Raw genomic sequence first — 13222 nt, forward strand, 5'->3', positions numbered from 1 at the left:
CAAATGGACTTTTTATTTTTCTAAAGTGTTCAATTTGATTTTACAATCGGCGAAAATAAGAAGCCTAACATAATTAGGTAAAAATGTTATAATGATTGTGTTGAAGTTTATTTATAAGAAAAGAGATAAAAGCGAATGAACACAATTGCATTTAACCAACAATTATCAGACAAATTGAATGAAGCTCTAAATCCTGATTTGTACTCAACACCAGGTAAAGGTGAAATTACTGTAGTCGCAAATGAAAAGAAAGGTTTGCGTGAATACCGCATCATCACCAAAGACAACAAGGTTGTTGATTTAGTTGATGCTTATGACTCTGAGCACGATGCCGACTACCAAAAGTTAGTCGACTTCCTCAAGGACTACCGTTAATTAAGAATACAATTAAGACCCAGAGCCATATCAGCTCTGGGCTTTTTTATTCGCTTGGCTTAATAATTTTCTAATAAACAAGTAAAACAAACATAATAGAGTTAGATATAATGAAAACACAACTAAGATTTAAAGAGGGCCAAGATTATCCTGAACAACAAAATGGTTTGCCAAAGGCATTCTTCCATAACCCAAAATATAGGGATATGAGTGTCAATGCTCGTTATCTTTACATAATTTTTACTCTACGGATGACAGAGTCACAAAATAAGGGTTGGATAGATGACGACGGCAACATGTACATCATTTATTCAGATGAAGATTTGATGAAAGAAATGCACTGCAAATCTTGTACAGTAGATAAATTGAAAAACGAACTAGTTGAATTTGACTTACTATCAATGGAGAGACATTCCAACCATTTGTATCCCTTACATATAAGCAATTCGTATAGTCATTAGGGTGAAAAAGGTACATAAAATTGTGCCTTTTTTGTTATTAATTTTTTCAAAATTAGGCCGTAAAATTTAGATCATAATCAAAAGTTAATATATAATTAAGATAGAGTAAAAGTATAATATTAAAGTAATTGCATTAATAGGTGAAAATAATAAATGAAGAAAACTTTATTTGGTTTAATTTATATGTCTTCCTATAAAATTCAACTTAACATAGTAGATCTAAAGGATCTAACTGTCATTGAAAAACTGGATTCGCCTTCGTTTTTACAAGCTGATAGTAAAAGCCAGGTTTTTGAACAAGATATGGACAAAATCTGTGATGCAATTGAAGGCTTTAAAGAGAAGCTAGCAGAATATCAGATTAAGGATTTCAAGTTTTACGGCAATGAACAATTAATTGATGAAATGTCTGCCAGTTTTATTGCAGATCAGATCAAGGTTAGAACTGGTTGGAAGATCGAATGGCTTAATGGTGGTCAAATCGTCTACGCCAAGGTTTTAAGCGGGATGAAGAGTCAAGCAGAAGTAAATGACGATGACGAGGACCACGCCACTTATTTGCTTAGTCTTGGTTCTGCAATGATCAACCTTTCTTTGTTTAAAAACAATAAGTTCGAATCAAGCTGGAGCCTGGCTTTAGGTCCACGAGAGATCCAAGAGATCAATGAAATCACTAATGAAACGCCTAATGATCCGATCTATGTTATCAATGATTACTTAGGTGCGAAGATCGGTCACTTGGCTCGTCAGATCAAGGATAATTCGCGTGCCGCTGTAATTATCCAACACGCTGATGCCTTGAATAATACTTATTTGAAGAAAGAAAACTCAGCTAACCAAATTACGCACGAAGAATTTCAACACTTCTATGATCAACTGATCCAAATGTCGCTTAACGATATCATGCAAAACTATGACTTGGAACCAGCTGTAGCTGACCACGCTATTCCTAATGCCATTTCAATCAAGCAATTCCTTTCTCTTTTAAATATTGGCACGATTTACATTACAGACATGTCTGTTGTCACCGGCCTTTTGATGCTAGAGAAGAGAGGCAAAGATACTGATATCATGATGACTTCAGCTCAAAATATGGCTCGACGCTATTTGGTTGATTTACACCATGCTACTGCAGTGCGCAAGTTTGCTTTGCATATCTTTGACCGTCTGCGCAAGGTACATCTTTTGCCTAAATCTGACAGAGAATTATTGAGTTGGGCTGCCATAGTTGATGATATTGGTAGTTTTGTTAACCAAGCAAGACGCTATGAGCAATCAGCCGAATTCTTGGATGATAATGAATTGATCGGCTTGTCTGATCGTGAAAACGAAATTGTTAGTGAAATTTGTCGTTATCAGACTATGAACGAAGATGGTTCTGCACCTGACATTGGTGGCCATCATTACCGTCACCTAGATCCAGAAATTCAGTTAACGGTTGCCAAGCTTTCCGCTATTTTACGAATAGCTACTGCGTTAGATGCTTCACACAAGCAAAAGATTAAGCAAATCGTTATTTCGCTGAAGAAAAATAATGAATTAATCGTCAGAGCTAAAACAAATGCGGATATTACATTGGAACGCTGGTCCTTTAATAAACGCGTGAAATTATTTGAAGACGTATTTGGTATCAAAGTTGTTTTAAAACAAGAGGGTATGAATAGACAATGAGTAGTACATTTTTAGGAAATGAAAAAGAAGAAATAAAACCGTTTTTGAAACCGGAATATTTCAATAATCGTGAATTAAGTTGGATGGATTTTAACGATCGAGTACTAGAAGAAGCTCGTAATAGGGACAATCCATTGCTTGAAAGAATCAACTTCTTAGGTATCACTCAAAGCAATGTTGATGAATTCTTCATGGTTCGTGTCGCTTCTTTGCACAAGTTGATTGCGGCCGGTATCAAGACTACTGATTCATCTGGTATGACTCCAGAAAAACAACTTGACGCGATTAACAAAAAGGAACACAAAGCAGTAGAAAAGAGATACTCAACTTACTGGCGTTCACTTTTGCCTCAACTTGAAAAGAAGAACATCTTTATTAAAGAAGTTAAAGATCTGAGCGCACAACAATACGAATTTTTAAGACGTTACTTTAGTGATGAATTGTATCCAGTCATTACTCCAATGGCTGACGACACTAACCGTCCATTCCCATTTATTGCTAACGATTCTTTGAATATCGCTGTTCATTTAAAGGACAAAGAAGATGGCAAGCATCACTATGCTACACTTAGAGTTCCTAATAACTTTAAACGTTTAGTTAAGTTACCAAAAGCAGACAACAGTTTTGTTTTACTAGAAGATATCATCAAAGAATTTGTCAGCAGCTTTTTCGACGGCTACGAAGTAAAAGAAGCCGCAATTTTCCGTGTTACTCGTGACATGGACTTGGACGTGGCTGAACGTGATACTTCAGACTTTTTACGTAGTGTCCAAAAACAATTGAAGGACCGTGAACATGGTAAAGCTGTTCGCCTTGAAATCGAAAAGTCAATGGGTGACAAATTGCGTTCACGCTTGTTTGACAAGTTAAACGTTAAAAAGAGCGAAATCTATGAAATTTCAGGTCCAATTGATTTAACTTTCCTTAAGAAGTTAGCTGGCGCCGTTAAGGGACATGAAAAATTGCGCTATGCTCCAATTAAGGGTTACGTTGATCCAGACTTGGCTTTTTCTAGTGATATTTTTGCCAATATTAGAGAAAGAGATTATCTTGTACAACACCCATATGATTCATTTGATGCTGTATTGAACTTCATCCGTAAAGCTGCACATGATGACAAAGTTTTAGCCATTAAGATGACTTTTTACCGTGTTTCTGGTAATTCACCAATCATTAAATATTTGGGTCAAGCTGCCCAAGCAGGTAAGCAAGTTACTGTTTTGGTTGAAGTTAAAGCTCGTTTTGATGAAGAGAACAACGTTCATTGGGCAAAGACCTTGGAACAAATGGGTTGTCACGTTATTTACGGTTTGAAAGGACTTAAGACTCACACCAAGATTACTTTGGTAATTCGTCGTGACGAAGATGGTATTCGCAGATACATTCACTTGGGTACCGGTAACTACAACGACGTAACTGCTCACTTCTACACTGATATGGGCTTATTCACTTCACGCCGCGACCTTGGTGTTGATGCCACTAATTTATTTAACATGCTATCTGGTTATTCTCGTCCACCATACTTCAGACAATTAAGAATTTCACCAAATCATATCCGTGAGTTCATTAATCAAAAGATTGATAATGAAATCGAAATCGCCAAAACTGGCCGTAAAGCCGAAATTCACATGAAGATGAATTCACTCTCTGATCCTGAAATCATTGGTAAACTTTATGAAGCTTCTCACGCTGGCGTAAAAATTCACTTAATTGTGCGCGGAATTTGTTGCTTAAGAACCGATATTCCTGGAATTAGTGATAATATTGAAGTACATTCAATTGTCGGAAGATTACTCGAACACAGTCGAATCTATTACTTCTATAATAATGGTAATCAAGATGTCTACCTTTCAAGTGCGGACATGATGAAGCGTAACTTGAACAGAAGAGTTGAAACCTTATTCCCAATCTTGCAGCCAGATTTGAAGGAACGTGTACTTCATATCTACGATATTATGTGGAATGACAACGTTAAGACACGTGTTCTTCATAATGATGTATATTCAATGTTTGATCGTCGTGGTAAGAAGGCCCTTAACTCTCAAGAGCACTTTATTCATCAAGCCCAAGAAAAAGAACGCGAATTAAAGCAAAAAGAAGATGAAGATAGAGATCCTGATGTCTTTGAAGTAATGCGTAAAGAAGACAATGATTTAACCCTTGAAGAAAAGAAGGATACGGATGAGTAAGGATTTTTTACGCAAAAGATTCAATATTGATAAGCTGCGATTAAAAGCTAGCAAAGATGAATTGATTGAGGCCGGCAAGAAGCAGGCTAAAAAGGTGCCAGTTAGTGAACTGAGTGCTTTTAAACCGGTTGAACGGGATGCCGTTGAGATGATCAAGACACAGGAAGATACAATGATTCCTGAGCTATTGCCTTTGCGTCATCAGCGCATGATTGCTAATGCCTTTAGCTTCTTGCGTGGTACTGCTGGTGTCATGGAATATGACTTGTTGCACAGCACGCAAAGCAAAATCTGGGTGATGATTTGTGGAGATGCCCACTTAAACAACTTCGGCTTTTTCGCTTCACCTGAAAGACAATTGCTTTTCGGACTTAATGACTTTGATGAAACCAGAGTTGGCAATTGGGAGAGCGATTTGAAGCGTCTGATGGTCAGTGCCCAATTAATCGGTGAGATCAACGGCTATAATCCAGATAATCTTTATAAGATATTGAAGAATACTGCCAAGGCTTATGAAGACGGAATTAATGATGCGGCTGGTCAAAAGCTGCTCGACCGTTTTTACACCTCATACAGCATCAATGATTTCTTTAATACAACCAGTGATGATAAGCAATTAGTCAAGATTTTGAAGAAAATTGCGGATAAGGCACCAAAGAATAATTCGGATAAGGTAGTTAAAAAGTTTACGACTGAAGAAAATGGTAAGCTGGTCTTTAAAGAAAATCCACCACGTGCTAGACGGATTTCTGATCAAACTTATCAGGAATTAGTTAGTGCGATGGAAGAGTACCAAAAGAAGCTTTCACCTGATGTAAAGGTGCTGTTGAGCAGTTTTAAACTGACTGACATTATTCGTTACAGCGTAGGTGTTGGTAGCTTTGGTACACGCTGCTATCTGGTTTTACTGACAGGTAGAGACGGTAGTAACTTGGTTTTGCAAATCAAAGAAGCAATGCCATCTAAGTATGATTTATCTAATTTGTCTGTGGCAGAAGCTAAACAGCAAGGTTATGAAGAAGGGCGCCGTGTAATCACCGGTCAAAGCATCTTGCAAACCTTCTATGATCCATTCTTGGGTTATACTGAAGCAGGAGGCCGCAGCTATTATGTGCGTCAATTCAGAGATATGAAGGACTCAATTGATACCACTAAGCTGGATGAAGAAAGCTTTGAAGCTTATGCGACGCTTTGTGCCTTCATCTTGGCCCGAGCTCATTGTCAAAGTCCAACGGCAGCAATGATCTATGGCTACTTGCAAGAAAGTAAGCAATTTGATAAGTGTATGGCTGATTGGGCTGTCGCTTATAGTAGGCAAGTAGAACAAGATTACGAAGCTTTTATGAAGTATCTGCGCGGTGAATATGACAGTAGACTGAGGAGGAAGAGAAAATGACTAGTACTAATTTAGTAGTAATTGACTTGGGTTCCAACTCGGTCAGAATGCAGATTTCACAAATAGACGATTATGGTGGCTATACAGTCATGGGTTACTTTAGAGAGTATGTCCGTTTGTCTGAAAATATGGGCAAAGAAATGACACTTAAAGAAGAACCAATGAACAGAACGATTCAAGCTTTGAAAGACTTTAAAACCAGATATACGCAATATGATAATGTGGTCGTCAAAGCGGTAGCAACGGCTGCAGTTCGCGGAGCAAAGAACCAAGCGGAATTCTTAAAACGAGTAAAAGATGAAGTTGGACTGGACTTGCAGGTGATCTCAGGTAGTACCGAAGCATACTTGGACTACGTTGGCGTAGTTAATACCTTGCCAGTCAGAAACGGCATTATCATGGATTGTGGTGGTGCTTCAACGGAGCTGATTTGGGTTCAAAATGGTGCCTGCAAAGAACGGGTAAGTATTCCAATCGGTTCAGTCGTTTTGTCGCAGAACTATAACTTAGCTGATACCATTTCAGCTAGTGATTTGTATAGCGCAATGAATGCAGCAGGGCAGAAAATTTCAACGGTGCGCTGGCTAGGACAAGTGCATAATTTGCCATTAATTGCACTTGGCGGTAGCAACCGGACAATCGCGAAGATTCACCGACGAGAGGTTACTGATGAAGTTGATGAGTTGCCTGACATTCACGGGATGCACTTGCCACCACACTATATCTTTAACTTGATTAGTAAATTGATCGCCATGAATAAAGATGAACGGATGAAGATTCCTGGTTTAGCCAAGTACCGAGCAGACGTGATCGTCGGTGGTTTGATCCCGATTAGCTTAGTATTGCGTAACTTGCAGGTTAGTGAAGTGATCTTTTCTAACTGCGGTTTACGTGACGGCGTCTTATTTGAATATTTACGTAAAAATAGCAAAGAATAAACTAAGTAAAATCCAAGACCTCGTGTCTTGGATTTTTTCTACGTAAAGTCAAGTTGTTTAGCTTTCAAATAAATAGGTCAATTTATTGAGAAATTAATTCAAGACAAATAAGCCTATTAAAATGTTTTTTAATAAGCTAGAAGCGTATAATGAATTTGGTTCAATTGTCGATATTGCAGCTAATAGCTATTTGACTAGTTTTTATTCTGGTAATGTCAATGAACAAAAGATTAACCATATGCTTGATTATGTTAAAAAGTATGATGTAGATGCAAAGCCAGAGCGTGTCTTTGATTTAGAACATGTAGCTGATGCTCATCGCTATTTAGAAAATTCAAAGAGTTTTGGCAAGATAGTTGTAGTGGAAGATTAACTTATGAAAATAGCAGTAACGGGTGCAACTGGTCACTTGGGTAAGTCGTGTTGTTGCACATTTGAAAAAGAAAATAGATTCTGCAGATATTCTTGCTTTGGTACACAATAAGAATCATGCGACTACTTTAATTAATGAAGGTCTCGAAATTAGAGAAATCGATTTTCAAAAGCGTGAAAGTCTAGAAAAAGCTTTTGTAGGAATTGATACGTTAGTCTATGTAGCAAGTAAAACTTATTCTGTTTTTGATCGAGTAGGTGAACTTGAAAATGTTCTTGCGGCAGTGAAGAAAAATGAAATTAAAAATCTGGTGGCAATGAGCTTTATTGCCGATCAAGAAGACAATCCATTTGTCATCTCACCATTTTATGGTTATTTACCAAGACGTCTTGCCGAAACTGATCTTAATTATGCCATTGCCAAGAACAGTTTGTATGCTGATCCATTGGTACCATATTTACCAGAATTGATTGAAAGAAAAGGTTTGATTTACCCAGTCGGCAAACAAGCGATGAGCTTCATTACTTTAGAAGATTCTGCAGAAGCTATGGCTACCATGGCACTTAATGAAGATGTTTTAAAGAGTAGAAGAACTTACTTGTTAACTCAAAGTCGTTCTTACACAATGCCGGAATTAGGTAAAATTATGACCAAGGTGACAGGTCATGAAATTGGTTATCACCCAGTTAGCGTTGAAGAATTTGGCAAGATTTATGCAGCTGAAGGTGATGGCGCTGAACTTGCTTCAATGTACAAGGGTGGCGCAATGGGTTACTTGCATGGCCTTAGCGATGACTTTGCTCATTTAACCGGTCATGAACCAGAAGCTATGGAACACTTCTTGACTAGAAGTTATCACGAATAAAGATAGAAGACGCTTTGTTAATACAGAGCGCCTTTTTATTTATAGAAAAAATCTATTGAACTTTTAAAACAAATTTATTTCTTTAATCATAGATTATAGCTATAATGAAAGAGATTTAATTAATGCGGCTAAAGGAGAAACAAAATGAGTAAAGAAACTATTAAGGCTAAAGCAGACGGCCGTAATGGACAAATAGATTTTGATATTGACCTTGATGGCAATCATATTGATGACGTCAAAGTAACTAAGAGTGCAGAAACCCCTGCAATCTTTAACCAAGTTTTTGATAAATTAAAGAATAGCGTAATTGATAATCAAAGCTTCGATGTTGATGCTGTGTCTGGCGCTTCATTAATGACACAAGCAATGCTCGATTCAGGTAAAAAAGCATTAGAAGATAAAGATATTGAATTAGCTAAGCCTGAGCCTAAGGAACACAGGGAAATTAATTTAAACGTAGACGTAGCAGTTATTGGTTCCGGTATGGCAGGCCTGATGGCAGCATGTCGTGCTTTATCAATGGGCAAACGCGTAGTTGTTTTAGAAAAGAATGGTTACTTGGGCGGTGCTACTATTTTAAATGGTTCTAACGTAGTTGGCACAGGTTCAAAAGTATCAGCTAAACTCTTTGGCAAAACTGCTAAGGAAGATTCACCAGTTTTGTTAGTTAAAGATATTACTAGAGAATGTAAGGGTACCAATTACCCAATGCTGTCTAACTTATTGGCTAATAATATTGGTCGTGCAGTTGACTTTATTACAGAATTTGCCAATTTGAAATACCAAAAAGCCGAAACTCAAACAGTTGAACACTCAGTAAATAGACAGATTGAAATGTCTTCAGAAAGTTCATATGAACTAATTACTAAAGTAGCCAAGGCTTTTGAAGAAAAAGGCGGCAAGATTATTCTTGATGCTCGCGTTGAGAAGTTAAACAAGAATGACACAGGCGTTCTCACTTCATTAGTAGCCGAAGGTAAGAATCAAACTGTTAACGTAAAATTCAAGTCTTTAGTTTTAGCTGCTGGTGGTTTTGGTGCCAAAGACTATAAGGAACATACCACTGATATTCCATACTATGGTCCAATGACATCAACTGGTGACTACTTCAATTTTGCTAAGAATATGAATCTGGTTTCTCGCAACCTCAACTGGTGCAAGATCTATCCTCATGGTTTGGAAGTTGAACCGGGAATTGCTAAATTGACCACTTATTCAACTAAAGAAGTGGGTGATATGGGTGCGATTTTCGTTAATAAATCGGGTAAGCGAATTGTTGATGAATCTGCACCATATACGCATTTTAGGGATGCAATTGCAGAGCAAAAAGATAAAGTTGCCTATGTGGTAATGGATCAAAAGATGTGGGATCGCTTCTATGAATTGATGCTTAAGTACGGCTTCAATAAAGATGAAGTTCAAGGCTACTTTGACTTAAATGGTAAAAAGAGTCCTGTCTTAGTTAAGGGTGATTTGAAGACTGCCGCTGAAAAAGCTGGTATCGATTATGCTACATTGAAGGAATCGCTTGATAACTATGAACAAGATGTAAGGGCAAAATATGATCCAGAGTTTGGCCGTGATCCTAAATTCTTGCATGCTTATGAAGGCGATACTTACTACATCATTGAACAAAAACTCAGCTTCTGTACAACCTTAGGCGGCTATGAAACTAATGACCAAATGCAGCTACTTGATACAGCAATGGCACCTGTAGCTAACTTCTATGCATCTGGTGAAATTATTGGTGGAGCAAATGGTCGTGATTCAATGCCAAGTATGATGAATTCCTGGTCATACGCTTCAGGCTTTGTCGCAGGTACTTCAGCGGCAGATAATGCCAACTACAATCATAGCGGCGATGAAAAACCAATTGATGTAACTTCTGGTGCATCAGAATAAAAGTAAAAGAAAGTGTCTGGGAAAAAACTAGTTCCGGCACATCAAAAAAGAACGATGATTTTCATTTCGAATCTCATCGTTCTTTTTCTGTACTTTAATAGTCTTCCTTGATATTATTGAATCACCACAAAACAAAAATGAAAGAAGGCTTATTAATGTATCAAAATTATATCACAGGTCAAACAGCTTTAACACTCAATTTAGATTTTACTATTCTTAATAATCATCTGCCTACTGTTATTAGCTGGTTCGTGGATTCTATTCCAGAAGAAGTACTGCTAGATGATACCGCTCAAACTGGACGCCCAGCTTATCACCCAGCCATGATGCTTAAAATTCTGCTTTTTGCTTATTCTAGAAGGGTATTTTCAGGTAGAAAAATTGTGGAAGAAAATTTGCCCATGATGGTGCTGGCAGAGCATCATAAAATCTCCTACCATACCATCAATAACTTTAGATCTAGCGATCATGCCAATCAGCTTATCAAGAAAAGCTTCCTTTACTTCACTAACCTATTAGAGCAATAAGGACTTATCAATGAAGGGGCTATCTTTATCGATGGTACCAAGATTGAAGCTGATGCCAACCGCTATACATTTGTCTGGCGCAAATCTGTTGAAAAGTTTCATGATAAGTTAAAGGATCAGGCAGTTGAGCTTTATGATGAATTGATTGCCAAAGAAGTAGTCAAAGTAATGGCAAAAGAAAAAGTACAAACCAGCCAAGGACTAACAGAATTAGCTTAAGAAACCAAAATCGAGCAACTGACTAAAGAAATTGAGTAAGAGCCCAAAGCTATTCCAGGTGGTTCGCCTAGAAAAGCAAGACGACGCAGCCTTAAAAAGTATCTTCATCGCTTAGAAAAGGACTACCTGCCTAGAATAAAAAAATACGAACAAGCTCAAGCGCTCTTTGCCGGACGCAACAGCTATTCCAAGACAGATCATGAGGCGACTTTTATGCACATGAAAGAAGATCATATGAAAAATGGACAGCTTAAGCCAGGCTATAATATTCAAACAGCTACGACTAATCAATATGTAGTGGATTTTGCCTTGTATCCTAATCCAACTGACTTTAAAACGCTGGAGTCTTTTTTAAAGCAGTTGCCAACATTGGACAAGTTCGATAAGATCATCGACGATGCAGGCTATGGTAGCGAATATAATTATTCAATGCTGGAAGATAAGTATTCGGATAAAGAGTACTTTATTCCCTACACCATGTATGAAAAGGAACAAAGCAGAAAATATAGAAAAGATCCAACAAAGCTTACTAACTGGTTCTACGATGAAAAAGATGATTACTATCTAGATCAAAACGGGGTTAGATTTAATTTCAAATATTACAGTAGGCGTAAAGAAAGATCGACTGGTCAGGTTCGTGATTTTAAGGTCTATGAAGCAGATGAATTCCAAGCAACGCCGGAATTAGAGCAATTAGCTAAGACCAAAAGTGGTCGTCAAAGACAAGTACGATATAATCCTAACTGGCAATATTTAAAGGAAAAAGCAAAAGAAGTTCTTCAAAGTCCTACAGGCAGACACATCTACGGTATGAGAAAGTATGATGTCGAGCCGGTATTCGGACATTTGAAGAACGTCTTTGGTATGCGCCGAACACATTTAAGAGGTAAAAATAAAGTAGAAACAGATGTTGGAATAGCCTTTATGATGATGAACTTAAGCAAATATTGGGCCAGAAGATGGTCGAAGGACCAATATGCATTATTGACAAATAAAAACAGAAAGAAAAAGACGGTCAAGCGACTCAAATTAAGAGTTAGCTTGATCGTCTTTTTATATCTGAGAGTTAGTTTTTTCCCAGACACTTTTGTTAGATAAGCTTGTCTTTGCTAACATAATTTTGGTAGCAATATTTTTGTACGAATTCATTAAAGCGATTAACTGCTGGTGGCAAGAAGTGATCGCTCTTTGTGATGATGTAAATTGGGTGCATGCCAATTTTATCTTTCAAGTGAAGCAATTTTACTTCATTTGGATTTAGTTGAGGTAAATTTGGAACGACTGCAACACCATAATTCCAATGAACAAAACCGATAATGGTATGATCTTCTACTGCTTCAATTAAAATCTTTGGTTTGATATTAGCCTTGTTAAACATTTGATCCAGTTGCGGACGCAAGCCGCTTTTTTCAGAATAGTAAATAAAAAGATATTGGACGAGCTCTTTTAAAGAGACGTCCTTTTGTTTAGCCAAAGGATTTTCAAAAGGCACAGCGGCTAAGATTTCTTGATCAACTAAGTGGAAGGTATTAATTTTATCCTTAATGTCCTGTCTTTGCGGCATTGAAGCTAAAACAATATCGAGTTCATCGTTTAAAAGGGCATCAATTAGATGAGCGGCGTTCTTGAGCTTGATGAAGAAGGCTACTTGAATTTACTTAACACCATCATCGTGAATAGATTAGGGGATGCCGTTGATATTGAACTATTCCACGATGAAGACCGTGTTAAGGAATTAGTTGCTGAAGCACATAATTATAATGTAGTCATAATTATGAGTAATCATGACTTTGAAAAAGTACCTGCTAAAGATGTGATTGAATTTCGTTTGAAGAAGATGGCAGCTTTAGGTGCTGATGTACCTAAGCTTGCATGTATGCCTCATAACGCAAAAGACGTTTTGACCTTATTAAGTGCAACTAATGAGGTAAATGAAGCAATTGATAATCCATTAATCACTATGGCAATGGGGGATATTGGCAAGGTAACTAGAATTGCAGGACAAGTATTTGGTTCTAGCTTATCATTCGGTGTAGTGGGAAAGACATCGGCCCCAGGTCAATTATCAATTGATGATTTAAGAAATGCAGAAAATTACTTAGAAATTAAGTAAGAAAAATAATTTTTGGATCTCGACGAAAGTCGGGATCTTTTTTTATAGTTAATGTTTCTAAAGCAAGTTGTTACTAAATATTTTTAATAAAAACCAACTATCTAGGCATCACACCAAATCAAAGAACGCCAATCTACAAAAACAAAAGTAGATAAACGTCTAAATCTATTAAATGAAAATTCTTGATGACTTA

At 37.3% G+C, this 13222-nt stretch carries 9 protein-coding genes and 3 pseudogenes; 11 read left to right on the plus strand and 1 reads right to left on the minus strand.

Translation table 11 applies throughout. The annotated features are described in order from the left end of the window. The first annotated feature begins 135 nt into the window (after positions 1 to 135). From LA20531_RS00250 to LA20531_RS00295, 10 genes and pseudogenes are all read left to right on the plus strand, one after another. The gene (locus tag LA20531_RS00250; protein ID WP_056940368.1) at positions 136 to 375 is read left to right on the plus strand and encodes a hypothetical protein; all 240 of its coding nucleotides are present in this window, start codon (positions 136 to 138) and stop codon (positions 373 to 375) included. Positions 376 to 485: 110 nt separating this feature from the next. Then, positions 486 to 836, plus strand: a complete 351-nt coding sequence (locus tag LA20531_RS00255; RefSeq protein WP_233994602.1) for a replication initiator protein A — start codon at positions 486 to 488, stop codon at positions 834 to 836. A gap of 153 nt (positions 837 to 989) precedes the next feature. Beyond that, a complete protein-coding gene (locus LA20531_RS00260) occupies positions 990 to 2507 on the plus strand; it encodes a hypothetical protein (protein WP_056940367.1) in 1518 nt (505 codons plus the stop codon). After that, complete coding sequence (locus LA20531_RS00265; protein WP_056940366.1) at positions 2504 to 4696, plus strand: RNA degradosome polyphosphate kinase; 2193 nt, start codon at positions 2504 to 2506, stop codon at positions 4694 to 4696. The genes LA20531_RS00260 and LA20531_RS00265 overlap by 4 nt, the downstream gene beginning before the upstream one ends. Continuing rightward, entirely contained in the window at positions 4689 to 6092 is a 1404-nt protein-coding gene (locus LA20531_RS00270) for a DUF2252 domain-containing protein (protein WP_056940365.1), read from the plus strand. The genes LA20531_RS00265 and LA20531_RS00270 overlap by 8 nt, the downstream gene beginning before the upstream one ends. Continuing rightward, complete coding sequence (locus LA20531_RS00275) at positions 6089 to 7030, plus strand: Ppx/GppA family phosphatase (protein ID WP_056940364.1); 942 nt, start codon at positions 6089 to 6091, stop codon at positions 7028 to 7030. Before LA20531_RS00270 ends, LA20531_RS00275 begins: the two co-directional genes overlap by 4 nt. 121 nt (positions 7031 to 7151) lie before the next feature. Further along, the gene (locus LA20531_RS00280; protein ID WP_056940363.1) at positions 7152 to 7403 is read left to right on the plus strand and encodes a zinc-binding dehydrogenase; all 252 of its coding nucleotides are present in this window, start codon (positions 7152 to 7154) and stop codon (positions 7401 to 7403) included. A gap of 3 nt (positions 7404 to 7406) precedes the next feature. Beyond that, positions 7407 to 8268, plus strand: a pseudogene (locus tag LA20531_RS00285) (NmrA family NAD(P)-binding protein). A gap of 144 nt (positions 8269 to 8412) precedes the next feature. Next, positions 8413 to 10170, plus strand: a complete 1758-nt coding sequence (locus LA20531_RS00290; RefSeq protein ID WP_056940362.1) for an FAD-dependent oxidoreductase — start codon at positions 8413 to 8415, stop codon at positions 10168 to 10170. 155 nt (positions 10171 to 10325) lie between these two features. Continuing rightward, a pseudogene (locus tag LA20531_RS00295) lies at positions 10326 to 12014 on the plus strand (IS1182 family transposase). On the opposite strand, the gene LA20531_RS00300 reads toward LA20531_RS00295, so the two are convergent. After that, complete coding sequence (locus tag LA20531_RS00300; RefSeq protein WP_082589034.1) at positions 12007 to 12570, minus strand: LysR substrate-binding domain-containing protein; 564 nt, start codon at positions 12568 to 12570, stop codon at positions 12007 to 12009. The pseudogene LA20531_RS00295 and the gene LA20531_RS00300 overlap by 8 nt on opposite strands. Here LA20531_RS00300 and aroD point away from each other — a divergent pair. Next, a pseudogene (aroD, locus tag LA20531_RS00305) lies at positions 12535 to 13029 on the plus strand (type I 3-dehydroquinate dehydratase); the annotation flags it as partial. The gene LA20531_RS00300 and the pseudogene aroD overlap by 36 nt on opposite strands. Positions 13030 to 13222: the final 193 nt, after the last annotated feature.

Origin of the sequence: Lactobacillus amylovorus DSM 20531 (assembly GCF_002706375.1) — a bacterium.
GTDB classification, from domain to species: Bacteria; Bacillota; Bacilli; order Lactobacillales; family Lactobacillaceae; genus Lactobacillus; species Lactobacillus amylovorus.